The following is an 18796-nucleotide window of genomic DNA, read 5'->3' as shown; positions in this document are numbered from 1 at the left end:
ACGTTGTGCCGTGCCGCACCCCCCTCTGCCCTGCCGGGCATCTCCCCCACAAGGAGGGAGATCGGCTGGGCGCGCCGGCTTCCCCAAGCAAATATTCATTGCAGCTCGGCGAGACGTTGATGTGATGCGAAGATCTCGCAGCTTGTCGTCTCCCCACTTGTGGGGGAGATGCCCGGCAGGGCAGAGGGGGCTTACACGGCATGCCCGTTTTGAAGGCGATGCTGGCCCCAGCCCCATCACCGCTCATTCACCCAGCGCCACCGCAATCTCAGCCGCAAGCCGCGCATTATTCTCAATCAACGCAATATTGGTCTTGAGGCTCTGGCCGTCGGTCAGGTCGAAAATGGTCGAGAGCAGATAGGGTGTGACCGCCTTGCCGGTCACTTCGTCGCGTTCGGCGCTATCAAGCGCCCGCTCGATATAGATATCCATCTCCTCGCGCGCGATCTCGTCGGCCTCCGGCACGGGGTTGGCAACGAGCATGCCGCCGTCGACGCCGAGCTGCTCGCGCACCGTCTGGAAATTGGCGATGGCGGCCGGGCTGTTCAGCGACAGCGGGCTGCGGATGCCCGAGGAGCGCGACCAGAAGGCGGGGAATTCCTCGCTCTCATAGGTGACGACAGGCACGCCGCGGGTTTCCAGCACTTCCAGCGTCTTCGGAATGTCGAGGATCGCCTTGGCGCCGGCACAGACGACGATGACGCCGGTGCGGGCGAGTTCCTCGAGATCTGCTGATATATCGAAGCTTTCCTCGGCGCCGCGATGCACGCCGCCGATGCCGCCTGTGGCAAAGACGCGGATGCCGGCGCGCGCCGCCGCGATCATCGTCGCCGCAACTGTGGTGGCGCCGGTGCGGCGCTCGGCGATGGCGAAGGCGAGATCGGCGCGCGACACCTTCATCACTTCGGTCGCCTTGGCGAGTTGCTCCAGTTCTCCGGCTTCAAGGCCAATATGCAGCGTGCCGTGAATGACGGCGATCGTTGCCGGCACCGCACCCTGTTCGCGGATGATCGCCTCGACGCTGCGGGCCATCTCGATATTGCCGGGATATGGCATGCCGTGGGTAATGATCGTCGATTCCAGTGCCACCAGTGGCGCGCCGCGCTGCTTGGCGCTGGCGACTTCCTTCGAATAGGCGATCGGCAGAAGAGGGGAGATGGGCTTGGTCATGGTCTTGTCCTGTGATCGACAGAGCATGATGTCGAGGTGCGAGCGGTTTTCGGACGACATCATGCTCAACTATTTAATTGGCCGCTTCAATGCAGAATTCTGACCTTCGGAACAAGGGCAAGCGCCTCATTCAGCAGATCGGGCGTCAGATTTTCGTTGACGGCATGCCGCGACTGGACGGTCAGGGTGGCGGCTGCGGTGCCGTGACGAACGGCTTCTTCGAGCGGCAGGCCTGATATCAAGGCGGCGAGCGTGCCGGCCGCAAGACTGTCGCCGGCACCCGTGACATCGGCGACGGTGTCGGCGATCGGCGGCTGCAGTGTTACGGCGCGGCCCTCGCAAAGTGCGACGAGCTCGCGCTGACCGCGAGTAACGACGGCGTTCCGGACGCCGATCTCGTTCAGCAAAGGTGGCCAGCCGGCGGCGTCTTCCGGCAGTGCACCGGCAAGGGCGGCGGCTTCAGCCTCATTCAGGAACAGGTAGTCGATATTCCTGATGCAGGGTTTCAGCCTGACGACCTTGGCCGGCGAGATGGCGATTGCCGCAACGGGCTTGCCTAGCGAATGCGCCTTTGCGACGATCGCCGCGACCGTCTCTTCCGGCAGGTTGGCGTCGAAGAGGATGAAATCATGCGCGGCGAAGGCCTCTCGCACCCAGCGGATGGAGAGACGCCGCGGCACGAAGAAGCGGTAAAGATCCATGTCGGCAAGGGCGATCACCAGATTGCCGTCCTTCTCTATGATCGCCGTGTAGCTCGGCGTCTTGCGGTCGAGGAAGACGAAGGGCCGGTCGTCGATGCCGGCGAAATCGGCAGCTTCTCCGACCGTCTCGCCCATCGGATCGCCGCCGCGCGGCGAGATCATAGTCACCTGAAAACCGAGCCTTGAGAGGTTGCGCGCCGCATTGAAGCCGCCGCCGCCCGGCTCCTCGAACCATGTGCCGGGATTGCTGGCGCCAGGCGCCGTCTCGCCGGAGATGCGGCCGCGCCGGTCGATATGGGCGCCGCCGAGAACAAGAATCTTTTTCTTCATCCGATCCGCTCTCCCGATGCCCGAAGGACGAATCGATACAGCGCGCCCTTCCGCGGCCGAGTCGGCATTTCTGGCCTAAGCCGTTGCTTTTTATCGATAAAACAAATGCAGAACACGTGTCGTTTTACCTTTTTCTTTCAACTGTTTGATCGCCTATTGCGAGAATGGAACAAATGGAGTACAAACTCGACATTGCTAGAGCGGCTTCAATAACCTAAAGGTGGATGGGATGTCTCAGAATTCATTGCGGCTGGTAGAGGACAAATCGGTGGACAAAAGCAAGGCGCTTGAAGCGGCACTCTCACAGATAGAGCGGTCGTTCGGCAAGGGCTCGATCATGAAGCTCGGCTCCAACGAGAACGTTGTCGAGATCGAGACGATCTCGACCGGCTCGCTTGGCCTCGATATCGCGCTCGGCGTCGGTGGCCTGCCGAGGGGCCGCATCATCGAAATCTACGGACCGGAAAGCTCCGGTAAGACGACGCTTGCACTGCAGACGATTGCCGAAGCGCAGAAGAAGGGCGGCATCTGCGCCTTCGTCGATGCCGAACATGCGCTCGATCCCGTCTATGCCCGCAAGCTTGGCGTCGACCTGCAGAACCTGCTGATCTCGCAGCCCGATACCGGCGAGCAGGCGCTCGAAATCACCGATACGCTGGTGCGCTCCGGCGCGGTCGACGTTCTCGTCGTCGACTCCGTCGCGGCCCTGACGCCGCGCGCCGAAATCGAAGGCGAGATGGGCGACAGCCTTCCCGGCCTGCAGGCACGACTGATGAGCCAGGCGCTGCGCAAGCTCACCGCTTCGATCTCGAAGTCGAACACCATGGTGATCTTCATCAACCAGATCCGCATGAAGATCGGCGTCATGTTCGGTTCGCCGGAAACGACGACGGGCGGCAATGCGCTGAAATTCTATGCCTCCGTGCGCCTCGACATCCGGCGCATCGGCGCGGTCAAGGAGCGCGAAGAGGTGATCGGCAACCAGACCCGCGTCAAGGTCGTCAAGAACAAGATGGCGCCGCCCTTCAAGCAGGTCGAGTTCGACATCATGTACGGCGAGGGTGTTTCCAAGACCGGCGAACTGGTCGATCTCGGCGTCAAGGCCGGCATCGTCGAAAAGTCGGGCGCCTGGTTCTCCTATAACAGCCAGCGCCTCGGCCAGGGCCGCGAAAACGCCAAGACCTTCCTGCGCGACAATCCGGATCTCGCCCGCGAGATTGAACTGTCGCTGCGTCAGAATGCCGGCCTGATTGCCGACCGCTTCCTGCAGAATGGCGGACCGGACCCGGATGATGGCGACTCCGCCGCGGAAATGTGATTTTCACGCTCGGTTCTTTCAAACATCAAAGCCGGCCGCATTCCCTGATGAGAATGCGGCCGGCTTTGTTTGTCTGCTGGACAGTGGCGGAGGCGAACGTTAAAAGCCGATGGATTTGTATTTACCTGCCTCCGGCAGCATTGAAGGGCATAGCATGAGCGGCGTGAACGATATCCGGTCGACCTTCCTCGACTATTTCAAGAAGAACGGCCACGAGATCGTTCCGTCGAGCCCGCTCGTGCCGCGCAACGACCCGACGCTGATGTTCACCAATGCCGGCATGGTGCAGTTCAAGAACGTCTTCACCGGCCTCGAAAAGCGTCCCTATTCGACGGCGACGTCTTCGCAGAAATGCGTGCGAGCCGGCGGCAAGCACAACGACCTAGACAATGTCGGCTATACTGCACGCCACCTGACCTTCTTCGAGATGCTCGGCAACTTCTCCTTCGGCGACTATTTCAAGGAGAATGCGATCGAGCTTGCCTGGAAGCTCGTCACCGAAGGCTTCGACCTTCCGAAGAACCGCCTGCTGGTGACCGTCTATTCCGAGGACGAAGAAGCTGCGACGCTGTGGAAGAAGATCGCCGGCTTTTCCGACGACAAGATCATCCGCATCCCGACATCCGACAATTTCTGGCAGATGGGCGATACCGGCCCCTGCGGCCCGTGCTCGGAAATCTTCATCGACCAGGGTGAGAATGTTTGGGGCGGCCCTCCGGGCTCCCCGGAGGAAGATGGCGACCGGTTCCTGGAGTTCTGGAACCTCGTCTTCATGCAGTTCGAGCAGACCGAACCCGGCGTTCGCAACCCGCTGCCCCGCCCGTCGATCGATACGGGCATGGGCCTGGAGCGTATGGCCGCCGTTCTGCAGGGCGTTCAGAGCGTGTTCGACACCGATCTCTTCCGCACGTTGATCGGCACCATCGAGGACACGATGGGCGTCAAGGCGGAAGGCAGCGCCAGCCACCGCGTCATCGCCGACCACCTACGTTCCTCGGCCTTCCTGATCGCCGATGGCGTGCTTCCGTCGAATGAGGGCCGTGGTTATGTACTGCGCCGCATCATGCGCCGCGCCATGCGCCATGCACAGCTGCTCGGCGCCAAGGAACCGCTGGTCTACAAGCTGCTGCCGACGCTGGTGCAGCAGATGGGCCGCGCCTATCCGGAACTGGTGCGCGCCGAGGCGTTGATCTCGGAAACGCTGAAGCTGGAGGAAAACCGCTTCCGCAAGACGTTGGAACGCGGCCTGTCGCTTCTGTCGGACGCGACGACGGATCTTTCCAAGGGCGACATGCTGGATGGTGAGACCGCCTTCAAGCTCTACGATACCTATGGCTTCCCGCTCGATCTGACACAGGATGCACTGCGTGCCCGTGAGATCGGCGTCGACATTTCCGGCTTCACCGATGCGATGCAGCGCCAGAAGGCCGAAGCCCGCTCGCATTGGGCCGGTTCCGGCGAGAAGGCGACGGAAACCGTCTGGTTCGAGCTTAGGGAAAAACACGGTGCAACCGAATTCCTGGGCTACGACACTGAAACGGCTGAAGGCGTCGTGCAGGCGATCGTCAAAGAAGGCGCGGTTTCGACCGAGGCCAAGGCCGGCGACAAGGTCCAAATCGTCGTCAACCAGACGCCGTTCTACGGCGAATCCGGCGGACAGATGGGTGATACCGGCGTGATCTCGTCCGACCACGGCAAGATCGAGATTTCAGATACGCAGAAGAGGGGCGAAGGCCTGTTCGTGCATCAGGGTACTGTCGTCGACGGTGTGGTCAGGGACGGCGACGCCGTCGTGCTGACGGTCGATCATGCCCGCCGGTCGCGGCTGCGCGCCAACCACTCTGCGACCCACCTGCTGCATGAGGCGCTGCGCGAAGTGCTCGGTACTCATGTGGCGCAGAAGGGTTCGCTGGTGGCGCCCGAGCGCCTGCGTTTCGACGTTTCGCATCCGAAGCCGATGTCGGCCGAGGAACTGAAGATCGTCGAGGACATGGCAAACGAGATCGTGCTGCAGAATTCGCCGGTTACCACGAGGCTAATGAGCGTCGACGATGCGATCGCCGAAGGCGCGATGGCGCTGTTCGGCGAGAAATACGGCGACGAGGTCCGTGTCGTTGCGATGGGCGAGGGCGTGCGCGGCGCCAAGGCCGGCAAGCCCTATTCGATCGAACTCTGCGGCGGCACGCATGTCGGGGCCACCGGCCAGATCGGCCTGATCCGCGTTCTCGGCGAAAGCGCCGTCGGCGCCGGCGTCCGTCGCATCGAGGCCGTCACCGGCGAGTCGGCACGCGAATATCTGGCCGAACAGGACGAACGCGTGAAGGCGCTCGCCGCCTCGCTGAAGGTGCAGCCCGGCGAAGTGCTGTCGCGTGTCGAAGCGCTGATGGACGAGCGCCGCAAGCTCGAAAAGGAACTGGCTGACGCCAAGCGCAAGCTCGCCATGGGTGGCGGGCAGGGCGGCTCGGTCGATGCCGTGCGCGAAGTCGCCGGCATCAAGTTCCTCGGCAAGGCGATTTCGGGCGTCGATCCCAAGGATTTGAAAGGTCTTGCCGATGACGGCAAGACCAGCATCGGATCGGGCGTCGTCACGCTGATCGGCGTTTCCGACGACGGCAAGGCAAGTGCCGTCGTCGCGGTAACGCCGGATCTGGTGCAGCGCTACAGCGCCGTCGATCTCGTCCGCATCGCCTCGGCCGCCCTCGGCGGCAAGGGTGGCGGCGGCCGCCCGGACATGGCGCAGGCCGGCGGCCCCGACGGCTCGAAGGCCGACGAAGCGATCGAGGCGGTTGCCGTGGCACTTGCCGGCTGAACTGCCGGTTCACCAGTGATTTTCGAAAGGCGGAGGCTCGGCTTCCGCTTTTTTCGTTCTCTGATTCAAAGCCCAGAGCCAATTTCCGCAGGATTTGTCAAATCGGACTATGGTTCTCTCAAGCCGATCGATTTGCACGAGGTTCCGACATGAATGGCGAAACGGCATGGGTACTTTATGAAAACCGTCTGAGACGGGTTTCGGCCTATATTCACGACCACCTCGACGAGGAACTGGATATGGAGCGGCTTGCCGAGATCGCCTGCATGTCGAGCTATCACTGGCACAGGATCTACCGGGCGATCTACGGTGAGACGCTGGCGGCCACCGTCAAGCGGCTCAGGCTGCATCACGCGGCGGGCGAGATCGTCCGCACGGAGCTTGCCGTCAGCGAAATTGCGAAGCGATCAGGCTATCCCAATCTCCAATCCTTCAATCGTATCTTCAAGTCGGTCTACGGCATGCCGCCGGCGCGCTATCGGAAAGGGGGAAGCCACACAGCCTTTGAACCCTCACCCAACGGAAAGACCAAAGTCATGTTAGACGTTACCATACGTGAGATCGGACCGATCGAGCTGATCGGTGTGCTTCATACCGGTTCCTACATGCATATCGACAAAGCCTTCGAGACGCTGTTCGGCACGCTTTACGCCCGCGGCCTTGCCAAGCCCGAGATGCGGATGATCGGCATCTATCTCGACGATCCCGATATCGTGCCGGAGGAAAAGCTGCGCTCGATCGCCTGCGTCACCGGCGCTGCCGACGTGCCGGCGGCGGCGCCGTTCGAGCGGCGCACGATCGACGGCGGCGATTATGCGGTGCTGCGCCACAAGGGTCCCTATGCCAATATGCCCAAGTCTTATCAATGGCTCTTTGCAGAATGGCTGCCGAAATCCGGTCGGCAGCTGAAGGACAGGGTCATGTTCGAGGAGTATCTCAACAATCCGCGCGAGGTGCCGCCGACCGAGCTTCTGACGGACATTCACATGCCGCTTGTCTGACGGCGGATATCCCCGGCGCGGTCTGGCAGCCGCGCCGGTTTCAGGGTCAAGCGGCCTGCATCGTCTTGCCTGCCTCGTTGTCCAACTCATTCGCGCGCTTGTAGGCCTCACGCTCGCTGATGCGGCCGAAATAGTCGACGAAGGCCTGGCGCTTTTCGATGCTGCCGAAACCAAGGCCCCAGCCGATATGGGCGCCGACATAGACGTCGGCGGCGGTGAAGCGCTCGCCGGCGACATAGGTCGAGCCCGAGACCGCCATTTCAAGCGTGTTCATGACATCGCCGAAACCGCCGCAGCCGGCCATGCGAAGGCGTTCCTTCGGAATTTCGAAGCCGAGCGCCTTCATCGTCACCGCCGATTCGAGCGGACCGGCGGCAAAGAACATCCAGCGGTAATAGCGGGCGCGCTCCTCCGGCCTCGGCGCCAGGGCCTTTTCGGGGAAGGTCTCGGCGAGATAGGCGCAGATCGCCGCGCATTCGGTGACGATGGTATCGCCGTGGCGGATTGCCGGCACCTTGCCCATCGGATTGACCGCGAGATATTCCGGCGCCTTCATGGTCTCGCCGAAGGTCAGGAGTTCGGTGCGATAGGGCTGGCCGATCTCCTCCAGCATCCAGCGCGCGATGCGGCCGCGCGACATCGGGTTCGTATAGAATACCAAATCTTCAGTCATGAGATCCTCCTCGTGTTCCCGTTATTCTGCGGCCTTGCCGTTCCCCGGAATCAATAGTGCGGCGGGGCCCTTGTGCAACCCCAGGCCTTTAAAGCGTCTTGCGGTACTGGATGAAACCCGAGCGCTCGGCGATCCTGTCGTAGAGCCGGCGGGCCGTTGCATTCGTTTCGTGCGTCATCCAATAGAGTCGGCCTGCACCGTTTGCGCGGGCAAGATCGGCGACGGCCTCGATCAATGCGGCACCGGTGCCGAGCCCGCGGTGGCTGTTGTCGACATAGAGATCTTGCAGATAGCAGGTCCATTGCGGCAGCCAGCAGGAGCGGTGAAAGATGGCATGGACGATGCCGACAAGATGGCCGTCTTCGTCGAAGGCGCCCAGCGCATGCATCGGTTCGTCAGGATCGTGGAAACGAGCCCAGGTGAGATCGGTGGTTTCGGGCGGGATGACCACTTCGTAGAAGCGCTGATAGGCCTCCCACAAGGGTTCCCAAGCGGCGCGGTCCGAGGATTCGAGCGGTCGCAGGATGGCCGTCATCGGTTCATTCTCCCAAAATGAAAACGGCGGGGAAATCCCCGCCGCTTCGATGTTATCTCGGAAAGGCCGGCTTACGCCATGGCATTCTGCAGGTTCTGGTCGATCTTGTCGAGGAAGGCAGTGGTCGAGAGCCACGGCTGGTCGGGGCCGATCAGCAGCGCCAGGTCCTTGGTCATGAAACCGGATTCGACGGTGTCGACGCAAACCTTTTCGAGCGTCGCGGCGAAGCGGGCAAGCTCGGCATTGTCGTCGAGCTTGGCGCGATGCGCCAGGCCACGGGTCCAGGCGAAGATCGAGGCGATCGAGTTCGTCGAGGTTTCCTGGCCCTTCTGGTGCTGGCGGTAGTGGCGGGTAACCGTGCCGTGAGCGGCTTCGGCTTCGACCGTCTTGCCGTCGGGCGTCAGCAGAACCGAGGTCATTAGGCCGAGCGAGCCGAAGCCCTGAGCGACGGTGTCGGACTGGACGTCGCCGTCATAGTTCTTGCAGGCCCAGACGTAACCGCCCGACCACTTGAGCGCCGAGGCGACCATGTCGTCGATCAGGCGGTGTTCGTAAGTGATGCCGGCTTCCTTGAACTGATCCTTGAATTCGCTCTCGTAGACTTCCTCGAAGATGTCCTTGAAGCGGCCGTCATAGGCCTTGAGGATGGTGTTCTTGGTCGACAGATATACCGGCCACTTGCGCATCAGGCCGTACATCATCGAAGCACGCGCGAATTCGCGGATCGATTCGTCGAGGTTGTACATGGCCATGGCAACGCCGGCGCCCGGTGCGTTGAAGACTTCCTTCTCGATGACGGTGCCGTCTTCGCCGACGAACTTGATCGTCAGCTTGCCCTTGCCGGGGAACTTGAAATCGGTGGCGCGGTACTGGTCGCCGAACGCGTGGCGGCCGACGACGATCGGCTTGGTCCAGCCGGGAACCAGGCGCGGCACGTTCTTGCAGATGATCGGCTCGCGGAAGATGACGCCGCCGAGGATGTTGCGGATCGTGCCGTTCGGGCTCTTCCACATTTCCTTGAGGTTGAATTCCTTGACGCGGGCTTCGTCCGGCGTGATCGTCGCGCACTTGATGCCGACGCCGTGCTTCTTGATGGCGTTGGCGGCGTCGACGGTGACCTGGTCGTTGGTGGCGTCGCGGTTTTCGACCGAGAGGTCGAAATAGTCGATATCGAGGTCAAGGTACGGATGGATCAGCTTATCCTTGATGAGCTGCCAGATGATGCGCGTCATTTCATCGCCATCGAGATCGGCGACGGGATTGGCGACCTTGATCTTGTTCATGTATCTGCCTCGTTCGAGCTTGGATGGGGACATGGTCCCAGGTGGGTGACGTGATGAGGAGGGCTATAGCATTGTGAACCGGGAACGCAAAGCTGCAACCGGTTTCGGAATGCGTTTTTGCCGCCATTGCCAAGTGTCAGATTTCGGCTAGTCTCCGGCCCAACTGCTGCCCCCGGAATATTCGACCATGAAGACAATCGCCGTTGTAATCGCAAGCCTTATCGCTTTTTCCGGCAACGGTCACGCCGCCGACATCATTGCTCCCGTGAAGGAGATCATGGAGGCGACCAAGAGCAACTGGGCCGACAACAACAGCGACTGGACCGACATCTTCGATGCGGGCCGGCTCGACCATCTCTACAGCCGTGATTTCGTCGCGAAATACCAGGCGGCGGCGCAGTTTCCCGCCATCGACGACGACGGCATTTCGCCCTTCGACTACGACGTCATCGTCAATGGCCAGGATGCCTGCCCGCTGGAGGATCTGACGATGGTCGCGGCACCGCCGGTCAACGGGGTGGCCGAGGTGACGGTGCGCTTCCGAAAATCCGCCTGCTCGGATGCGCCCGATGCCAAAGATTATACGACTGTTCATTTCCTCGTGGTCGAAGAAGGCAGCAAACCCGTCATCGACGATATCGTCACCGAGAATATCGAAACGCAGGCGCGCGATTCCCTCAAGACGACAATGGCGCTGATTGCCAAGGGCCAATAGGCGCGCGACATTCGCAAGCACTGGGATTCGATCTCGGGCGGTTTGATTTCCGCTCCTGCGGCGGTATCTGTTGATCCCTGGGCGGCATGAGGGGCTTTTGCATTTGTTTTCCGGTTTTCAGTTCCGCGACTGGTTGCTTGCCAACGATCCGGCGCTCTCGCGTCTGCGCATGGCCTCGCGGGTAACGTTGACGATCGTTTTCTCCTTCTTGATTCTCCTTGCCATCCAGATGTTCATCCTGCCGCTGCCGACGGCAGCTTTCGGCCTTGGCATCGTGCTGTCGATCGAGGGCGGGGTGGCGGTTCGCGACAAGGGCAATACGCGCCAACTGGTGACGCGGCTCTTCGGTTGCGTCGCAAGCGTTGGCGTCGTCGCCATCGCGGCGGGCCTTGAGGATCGGCGTTTTCTCTCCGATCTCGTTTTCCTGGTGGTGATCGCGCTCGCCTCGGCCGGCCGCGTGTTCGGGCCGCGCGGTTTTGCGATCGGCATGTTCGCCTTCACTTCCTATTTCATGGGATCTTATTTCCGGCCTTCTCTTGCCGAACTGCCTGATGTGGCGATCGGCCCCGTCGTTTCGGTGCTCTTCGGGCACCTGGTGAGAGCTGTGCTCCTGCCGGATGATTGGCGGCGCGACCTGCTGCGCTCGCTCGAAAGCGTGCGCGGCCGGATCAACCAGATACTCTTCAAGCTCGCCGCCCTAGCCGGTGACGCCGAGATCGGCGAAGCCGACAGGCAGGAGCTGCGCCAGCTGGAAGACCGGTTGAAGGAAGTGGTGCTGATGGCCGAAACCTTCATTCCGCGCCCGGCCGGCGGGGTTTTCGATGCCACCGCCGATCCCGCCGCGGAGCTGGCGATCCGGCTCTTCGATGCGCATCTTGCCGCCGAGAGTGCGATCGTGCTGAGCTTCCAGAGCCAGCCGCCCTTCGCACTCGTCCATGCGGTGATCGAGGCGGATGCGGCCGAGCTTGCAGCCTATAGCGCCATGGCGGAAGCCATCAGGGACGAGCCGCAAGGCGAAACCGTGCGGGCGCTTCTCTGGCTCGGCGAGGCGCGGCAGCAGCTAACGCAGGCGATCGGCGAGGGGCAGACCTCCGGCTTTGCCGGCATCGATGCCGTCAGGGACACTGCGCAGTCTGAAAAGATCGACTTTTCCTTTGCCAATCCGCTGCTGCGGTCGGCGCTGCAGATCACGCTCGCCTCGGCGCTCGCCATGGGCTTCGGTCTGCTTCTGTCGCGCGAACGCTGGTTCTGGGCGGTGCTTTCCTCCTTCCTCGTTTTCACCAACACCAATTCGCGCGGCGACACGGCGATGAAGGCGCTGTCGCGCTCGCTCGGCACGGTGTTCGGCATCGCGATCGGCCTTGTGCTGGCGACGCTGATTTCGGGGCAGCTGGCGATCGCCATTCCGGTTGCGGCCGTCTGCATTTTCCTCGCCTTCTATTTCCTGCAGGTTTCCTACGCGACGATGACCTTCTTCATCTCGATCGTGCTTTGCCTGGTCTATGGCATGACCGGCGTGCTGACGCTCGACCTGCTGCAGCTGCGCATCGGGGAGACCATGATCGGCGCGGTGGCCGGAACGGCAGTCGCCTTCCTGGTCTTTCCGGCCCGCACCCGGGGTGCGCTCGATGCGGCACTTGCCCGCTGGTTCCAGGCGCTGGAGGACCTGCTGAACGCGATCGGTGAGGGCAAGAGCGGCTTCGAGTTGATCGCCCTGTCACAGAAGATCGATGCCTGCTACCGCGACGTGACGGTGGCCGCCAAGCCGCTCGGCTCGTCCTGGTCGGTGGTGACGCGGCCGGGCCAGATCCGCCAGACGCTGGCGATCTTCCTCTCCTGCACTTATTGGTCGCGCATCCTGGCGAAGAGTTCCACAGCGCCGGCCGAGGCCGACGCACTGAAGAGGCTGATCGCGACGGATCTGGCGCTGATGAAAGATGCGGCCGCGCAAGGCTCGACCGCTTTCTTCATCGAGCGCAAGGCATCGCGGACGACAGGACGGCATCTGCCGCTGTCGCGCGAGGGCACCAGGCTGGGGCTCGAAATGATCGGTTCGGCGCTGGAAAGGCTCTATCCGCAGGCTGACGTCTTGCCGTTTGCACCGGGCGAGGTTATTGCGCGCTCGAAACAGGGATAGAACCATGGCAGGCACGAACAGCGAGCGTCAACTTCTGGCCGAAGGGCCGGCCATCATTCTGGTCGAGCCGCAGATGGGCGAGAATATCGGCATGGTGGCGCGTGCCATGGCGAATTTCGGCCTTGCAGAACTGCGCCTCGTCAATCCGCGCGACGGCTGGCCGAACGAGAAAGCCTTGGCGACTGCCTCCAAGGCCGATCACGTCATCGAGGCGACAAAGGTCTACGATACGCTGGAGCAGGCGGTCGCCGACCTCAATTTCGTCTATGCGACGACGGCGCGCGAGCGCGACGGTTACAAACCGGTGCGTTCGCCTGTCATCGCCGCCGAGACGCTCCGGGCGAGGTTTCGCGCTGGCGAGGGCACCGGCATCCTCTTCGGGCGCGAGCGCTGGGGGCTGACCAACGAGGAGGTGGCGCTTGCCGACGAGATCGTCACCTTTCCCGTCAATCCGGCCTTCGCCTCGCTGAACATCGCCCAGGCGGTGCTGCTGATGTCCTATGAATGGATGAAATCAGGCATGGAGGATCTCGGCGCCGTGCCCTTCCAGGCGATGGGGCAGACACCTTCGACCAAGGAACAGCTGTTCGGCCTGTTCGACCAGCTGGAGGAGGCGCTCGATGTGCGCGGTTATTTCCACCCTGCCGGGAAAAAGCCGAAAATGGTCGACAATCTACGCGCTGTTCTATCCCGCCGGGCTTTCACGGAGCAGGAAATCAGCGTGCTGCGCGGCGTCATCTCCTCCCTCGACCGCTTCTCGCGCAAGAGCCCGCGCGGTGGCCGGTTCCCCATAGCGGCCAAGGAAACACCGCCCGATGACAGCGCCGACGCATGAGCTGAAACCCGTCCTCGTCTTCGATTCCGGCATCGGCGGGCTCACCGTCTTGCGCGAGGCGCGTGTGCTGATGCCGGAACGCGGTTTCATCTATGTCGCCGACGATGCCGGCTTTCCCTATGGCGGCTGGGAGGAACAGGCGCTGAAGGAACGGATCATCGGGCTTTTCGGCCGGCTGCTCGAAGAGCACGATCCCGAAGTCTGCATCATCGCCTGCAACACCGCCTTCACGCTGGTTGGCGCCGATCTCCGCGCCGCTTTTCCCCAGATGACCTTCGTCGGCACCGTGCCGGCGATCAAGCCGGCGGCGGAGCGTACGCGCTCCGGCCTCGTCTCGGTGCTCGCGACGCCGGGCACAGTCAAGCGCGCCTATACCCGCGATCTCATCCAGTCCTTCGCCCAGCAATGCCATGTGCGGCTCGTCGGCTCGGAGAACCTTGCGCGCATGGCGGAAGCCTATATTCGCGGCGACGCCGTCTCCGACGACGCCGTGCTTGCCGAAATCGACCAGTGTTTCGTCGAGAAGGACGGCCGAAAGACCGATATCGTCGTGCTCGCCTGCACGCATTATCCCTTCATGGCCAATCTTTTCCGGCGGCTTGCGCCCTGGCCGGTCGACTGGCTCGACCCCGCCGAAGCGATCGCGCGGCGCGCCCGCACGCTGGTGCCGCTGGTTGCAGACGCTGTGCATCCCGACAATGTTGACTTCGCGGTGCTCACCTCGGGCGATCCCGATTTTGCGACCCGGCGGCTGATGCAGGGATTCGGCTTGAGGGCGTAGCTCGGCGAAGAAGCGCGATCACGGCGCTGGATCAGTTTCTCGGATGAAGCCAGGAATTGTCCTGTGGGTTGGCGAAATCCAGTCCTGAAAAACCGCGCATTCTTTGATAGACGGGGCGATGCCGTTTCGGAAGAATGGCGCTTCATTCATGTGAGTCTCTTCGTCGCGAGGATATGCATTGCAGGTTGGCATCGATATGGGATTGGCGTCCGGCAGCCCGGCGACGCTCGATATCGAGGAGCTGCTGGCGACCCGTCTGCTCGTGCAGGGCAATTCCGGATCGGGCAAGTCGCATCTACTGCGCCGCCTGCTCGAGCAGTCGGCGCAATGGGTGCAGCAGGTCATCATCGATCCAGAGGGTGATTTCGTCACCCTCAGCGACAGGTTCGGCCATGTCGTGGTAGATGGTGAACGCACAGAAGGGGAGTTGGCGGGCATCGCCAACCGCATCCGTCAGCATCGCGTTTCCTGCGTGCTGACGCTCGAAGGCCTCGATCTCGAAGACCAGATGCGCGCCGCCGCCGCCTTCCTCAACGGCATGTTCGATGCCGATCGCGAATACTGGTATCCGGTTCTCGTCGTGGTCGACGAGGCGCAGATGTTTGCGCCGTCGGTCGGCGGCGATGTCTCGGAAGATGCGCGCAAGATGTCGCTCGGCGCGATGACCAATCTGATGTGCCGCGGGCGTAAACGCGGCCTTGCCGGCGTGATCGCGACGCAGCGGCTTGCCAAGCTCGCCAAGAACGTCGCCGCTGAGGCCTCGAACTTCCTGATGGGCCGCACCTTTCTCGATATCGACATGGCGCGCGCTGCCGACCTGCTCGGCATGGACCGGCGCCAGGCCGAGATGTTCCGCGACCTGAAGCGCGGCAATTTCGTCGCCCTCGGACCGGCGCTATCGCGCCGGCCGCTGCCGATTCAGATCGGCGCGGTGGAGACCTCGGCGCGCTCTTCCAGCCCGAAGCTGATGCCGCTGCCGGATGCGCCTCAGGATGTCGAGGATCTGATCTTCACGCCCGATCCGGAGGAATTCCAGCGGCCGCTGGTGCGCCGTGCCCCGCCGGCGCCGCGGCCGACGACCGATATTCTGGCCGAACTCTCGCGCTCGACGCCGGCGGCATCGGCGGTACCTGCCGAGGCGAGGGCGAGCCAGGCGGAAGTCTCCGCCGAGGAGCGGAAGGAGCGCCTGGCTGGCGTGCTTGCCGAAATCCTCGACGATCCCACCTCCGCCTTCCGTACCGATTCGGTGCTCTACCAGGATTTTCTGGTAAGGCTGCGCATGCGTCGCGTGCCGGGACCGCCGATCGCGCTGCCGGATTTCCGCCGGCGTGTGGCGATCTCACGTTCCGGCGTCGACGCAACGACAGCTGCGACCGATGCCTGGGCGACGGCGCTGTCGCTGTCTTCAGGTGTCACCGACGACCTGCAGGGCGTCTTCCTGATGCTCGCCAAGGCCGCCGTCTGCGGCGAGCCGTGCCCGTCGGACGCCCGCATAGCCCGCGCCTACGGCACCCACTCCGCCCGTCGCGCGCGGCGCCTGCTCGGCTATTTCGAGGAGCAGGGCATCATCGTCGTGCACGCCGATTTTTCCGGCAAGCGTATCGTCGCTTTCCCGGACATGGACTGCCAGACGGCGCCGGGCGACGCCAACGCGCCTGATGCTGGCGGGGACCAACCGCTGGCGGCGGAATAGTGGCGCTTTCCGGGTTTGCCGCTGTTGACATTTTCATGACGGCCCTCTAAAGACCGCCGCAAGCACCGGGCAGCAATGTCCGGTGTTTCATTTGACATGTCCCGTGGATCGTTTCTGTTCGCTAACCGGAACATCCTGTCGGATCTCGGCAGAGATCAGAGGAGGGCGTGTTTCCTTCGTGCGGTTTGGCAACAAGCCGTCTTAAACCTTTGAAAGGAAATACGATGAGCAAGCGCGAATCGTCCAAGTACAAAATTGACCGCCGTATGGGCGAAAACATCTGGGGCCGTCCGAAGTCCCCGGTGAACCGCCGCGAATACGGCCCGGGCCAGCACGGCCAGCGCCGCAAGGGCAAGCTTTCGGACTTCGGTGTGCAGCTGCGCGCCAAGCAGAAGCTCAAGGGCTACTACGGTGACCTGCGCGAAAAGCAGTTCCGCGCGATCTTCGCCGAAGCCGACCGCCGCAAGGGCGACACCTCTGAAAACCTGATCGGCCTCTTGGAATCGCGCCTCGACGCGATCGTCTATCGCGCCAAGTTCGTTCCGACGGTCTTTGCTGCCCGTCAGTTCGTCAACCATGGCCACGTCTCGGTCAACGGCGTGCGCGTCAACATCGGTTCCTACCGCTGCAAGGCCGGCGACGTCATCGAGGTTCGCGAAAAGTCGAAGCAGCTGGTGATCGTTCTGGAAGCCGTCAGCCTCGCCGAGCGCGACGTTCCCGACTACATCGAAGTCGATCACCATAAGATGGTCGCAACCTTCGGCCGCGTTCCGACACTCAGCGACGTTCCGTTCCCGGTCGTCATGGAACCGCACCTGGTCGTCGAATTCTATTCGCGTTAATGCATTCGTCTCGCAGTCGAAACCGATTGCGAGACAACAGCATGCGTCGATATACGGAAAGCCGCTCTTTCGAGCGGCTTTTTTGCGAGCTGGAGAGAAGCAATGGCAGATTTGCAGGCGACCCTCGATAGCATCTACGCCGATATCCAGCCGCGGATCGGCGAGGGCAAGGTCGCGGACTATATTCCCGAGCTCGCCAAGGTCGACCCGAAGCAGTTCGGCATGGCGATCGTCACCGTCGACGGCAGGGTCTATCGTGTCGGCGATGCCGATACCGTCTTCTCGATCCAGAGCATATCGAAGGTCTTCATGCTGACGCTGGCGCTCGGCAAGGTCGGCGAGGGGCTGTGGAAGCGCGTCGGGCGCGAACCTTCCGGATCGGCTTTCAACTCTATCGTCCAGCTCGAACACGAGAGCGGCATCCCCCGCAACCCATTTATCAATGCCGGCGCCATCGCCGTCAGCGACGTCGTCATGGCCGGCCATGCGCCGCGCGAGGCAATCGGCGAACTGCTGCGTTTCGTGCGCTATCTCGCCGATGACGAGTCGATCACCATCGACGACAAGGTGGCGCGCTCGGAAACGCAGACGGGATACCGCAATTTCGCGCTTGCCAACTTCATGCGCGCTTACCGCAATCTCGACCATCCCGTCGATCACGTGCTCGGCGTTTATTTCCATCAATGCGCCTTGTCGATGAGCTGCGAGCAGCTGGCCCGCGCCGGGCTGTTCCTGGCGGCGCGCGGCAGCAATCCGACGACCGGCCATTCGGTGGTCTCGCCGAAGCGGGCGCGTCGCATCAATGCGCTGATGCTGACCTGCGGTCATTACGACGGCTCGGGCGACTTCGCCTATCATGTCGGCCTGCCCGGCAAGAGCGGCGTCGGCGGCGGCATCTTCGCGGTGGCGCCTGGCATCGCCTCGATCGCGGTGTGGTCGCCGGGGCTGAACAAGGTCGGCAATTCGCAGCTCGGCGCAGCGGCGTTGGAAATGCTCGCAGCGCGCACCGGCTGGTCGGTTTTCGGCGATTGACGCTGTGTTGCCAGGCGGGTTTCTGCTAGAGCAAATGTGGAATTTCTGTAGGACGAAGCAATGAATATCGCAGCCAACATCGCCGATGATTTGGAAACCGGCGAAGCCGACACCAGCGGCCATGCGCTGTTTGCCGATGCGCCGCGTTCCGTCTCTTTCAACAAGCTGCGCAAGCGGCTGCTGCGGCAGGTGCGCCAGGCCTTCGACGATTTCGATATGCTGAAGGGCCAGAAGCGCTGGCTGGTCGGCCTTTCCGGCGGCAAGGATTCCTACGGGCTGCTCGCGCTGCTGCTCGATCTCAAATGGCGCGGGCTGTTGCCGGTCGAACTCATCGCCTGCAATCTCGACCAGGGCCAGCCGAACTTCCCGAAACACGTGCTGCCGGACTATCTCACCAAGATCGGCGTTCAGCACCGGATCGAGTATCGCGATACCTATTCGATCGTGAAGGAGAAGGTGCCTGAAGGCGCCACCTATTGTTCGCTCTGTTCGCGGCTGCGCCGCGGCAATCTCTATCGTGTCGCGCGGGAAGAGGGTTGCGATGCGCTGGTGCTCGGTCATCACCGCGAGGACATTCTCGAAACCTTCTTCATGAATTTCTTCCATGGCGGCCGGCTCGCCTCGATGCCGGCGAAGCTTCTGAACGACGAGGGCGATCTGATGGTGCTGCGGCCGCTGGCCTATGCAGCTGAGGACGACCTCGCGAAATTCGCCGTCGCCATGCAGTTTCCGATCATCCCCTGCGATCTCTGCGGTTCGCAGGACGGGCTGCAGCGCAATGCGATGAAGGACATGCTCGCCGATATCGAGCGGCGGATGCCGGGCCGCAAGGATACGATGCTGCGGGCGCTTTCGCATGTGAACCCGTCGCATCTGCTCGACCCGAAACTCTTCGACTTTTCCACCCTTGGTGTCACCGATCCTTCATGAAAAGCCAGCTA

At 62.4% G+C, this 18796-nt stretch carries 16 protein-coding genes; 11 read left to right on the top strand and 5 right to left on the bottom strand.

What is annotated here, in order from left to right; genetic code table 11:
- Positions 1 to 243: 243 nt before the first annotated feature.
- Together N2A41_RS11105 and N2A41_RS11100 are read right to left on the bottom strand one after the other, a co-directional pair.
- Positions 244 to 1170 carry a pseudouridine-5'-phosphate glycosidase gene (locus N2A41_RS11105; RefSeq protein WP_260110943.1) on the bottom strand — a complete coding sequence of 309 codons (927 nt, stop codon included), beginning with the start codon at positions 1168 to 1170 and terminating at the stop codon, positions 244 to 246.
- An 86-nt stretch (positions 1171 to 1256) separates the two neighbouring features.
- Positions 1257 to 2201 (bottom strand): carbohydrate kinase family protein, encoded by a 945-nt coding sequence (locus N2A41_RS11100; protein WP_260110942.1) that lies wholly within the window; start codon positions 2199 to 2201, stop codon positions 1257 to 1259.
- Between the two features lie 229 nt (positions 2202 to 2430).
- On the opposite strand from N2A41_RS11100, the gene recA reads away from it, so the two are divergent.
- The 3 genes from recA to N2A41_RS11085 all read left to right on the top strand — a co-directional run bounded on the left by recA (position 2431) and on the right by N2A41_RS11085 (position 7329).
- A complete protein-coding gene (gene recA / locus N2A41_RS11095) occupies positions 2431 to 3519 on the top strand; it encodes a recombinase RecA (protein WP_003568997.1) in 1089 nt (362 codons plus the stop codon).
- A gap of 154 nt (positions 3520 to 3673) precedes the next feature.
- Positions 3674 to 6328, top strand: a complete 2655-nt coding sequence (alaS, locus tag N2A41_RS11090) for an alanine--tRNA ligase (protein ID WP_260110941.1) — start codon at positions 3674 to 3676, stop codon at positions 6326 to 6328.
- Positions 6329 to 6477: 149 nt separating this feature from the next.
- The gene (locus tag N2A41_RS11085; protein ID WP_260110940.1) at positions 6478 to 7329 is read left to right on the top strand and encodes an AraC family transcriptional regulator; all 852 of its coding nucleotides are present in this window, start codon (positions 6478 to 6480) and stop codon (positions 7327 to 7329) included.
- A 46-nt stretch (positions 7330 to 7375) separates the two neighbouring features.
- Here N2A41_RS11085 and N2A41_RS11080 read toward each other — a convergent pair whose 3' ends face one another.
- The 3 genes from N2A41_RS11080 to N2A41_RS11070 form a co-directional block, all read right to left on the bottom strand.
- Entirely contained in the window at positions 7376 to 8002 is a 627-nt protein-coding gene (locus N2A41_RS11080) for a glutathione S-transferase family protein (protein WP_017964509.1), read from the bottom strand.
- An 88-nt stretch (positions 8003 to 8090) separates the two neighbouring features.
- The gene (locus N2A41_RS11075; RefSeq protein WP_017964508.1) at positions 8091 to 8537 is read right to left on the bottom strand and encodes a GNAT family N-acetyltransferase; all 447 of its coding nucleotides are present in this window, start codon (positions 8535 to 8537) and stop codon (positions 8091 to 8093) included.
- A gap of 71 nt (positions 8538 to 8608) precedes the next feature.
- Positions 8609 to 9820 (bottom strand): NADP-dependent isocitrate dehydrogenase, encoded by a 1212-nt coding sequence (locus N2A41_RS11070; protein ID WP_260110939.1) that lies wholly within the window; start codon positions 9818 to 9820, stop codon positions 8609 to 8611.
- A gap of 187 nt (positions 9821 to 10007) precedes the next feature.
- Between N2A41_RS11070 and N2A41_RS11065 the strand changes: the two genes are divergently transcribed.
- The 8 genes from N2A41_RS11065 (at position 10008) to ttcA (ending at position 18785) form a co-directional block, all read left to right on the top strand.
- Complete coding sequence (locus tag N2A41_RS11065) at positions 10008 to 10535, top strand: hypothetical protein (RefSeq protein ID WP_170281249.1); 528 nt, start codon at positions 10008 to 10010, stop codon at positions 10533 to 10535.
- Between the two features lie 97 nt (positions 10536 to 10632).
- Positions 10633 to 12672: an FUSC family protein gene (locus tag N2A41_RS11060; protein WP_260110938.1), complete on the top strand. Its 2040-nt coding sequence runs from the start codon at positions 10633 to 10635 to the stop codon at positions 12670 to 12672.
- A 4-nt stretch (positions 12673 to 12676) separates the two neighbouring features.
- Entirely contained in the window at positions 12677 to 13507 is an 831-nt protein-coding gene (locus N2A41_RS11055; protein ID WP_222385151.1) for an RNA methyltransferase, read from the top strand.
- Positions 13488 to 14288: a glutamate racemase gene (gene murI / locus N2A41_RS11050; protein ID WP_222385150.1), complete on the top strand. Its 801-nt coding sequence runs from the start codon at positions 13488 to 13490 to the stop codon at positions 14286 to 14288. The genes N2A41_RS11055 and murI overlap by 20 nt, the downstream gene beginning before the upstream one ends.
- A gap of 178 nt (positions 14289 to 14466) precedes the next feature.
- On the top strand, positions 14467 to 15981 hold the full coding sequence (locus N2A41_RS11045; protein WP_260110937.1) for an ATP-binding protein: 1515 nt from the start codon (positions 14467 to 14469) through the stop codon (positions 15979 to 15981).
- 224 nt (positions 15982 to 16205) lie between these two features.
- Positions 16206 to 16823, top strand: a complete 618-nt coding sequence (gene rpsD, locus N2A41_RS11040) for a 30S ribosomal protein S4 (RefSeq protein ID WP_017964499.1) — start codon at positions 16206 to 16208, stop codon at positions 16821 to 16823.
- A 102-nt stretch (positions 16824 to 16925) separates the two neighbouring features.
- Positions 16926 to 17855, top strand: a complete 930-nt coding sequence (locus N2A41_RS11035) for a glutaminase (RefSeq protein WP_260110936.1) — start codon at positions 16926 to 16928, stop codon at positions 17853 to 17855.
- 60 nt (positions 17856 to 17915) lie between these two features.
- The gene (ttcA, locus tag N2A41_RS11030) at positions 17916 to 18785 is read left to right on the top strand and encodes a tRNA 2-thiocytidine(32) synthetase TtcA (protein ID WP_170255794.1); all 870 of its coding nucleotides are present in this window, start codon (positions 17916 to 17918) and stop codon (positions 18783 to 18785) included.
- The last annotated feature ends 11 nt before the right edge of the window (positions 18786 to 18796 follow it).

This window comes from Rhizobium sp. SRDI969 (assembly GCF_025152725.1).
GTDB classification, from domain to species: domain Bacteria; phylum Pseudomonadota; class Alphaproteobacteria; order Rhizobiales; family Rhizobiaceae; genus Rhizobium; species Rhizobium leguminosarum_I.
Note: the sequence above shows the minus strand (reverse complement) of the source record. Positions and strands in the feature narration are given on the sequence as shown.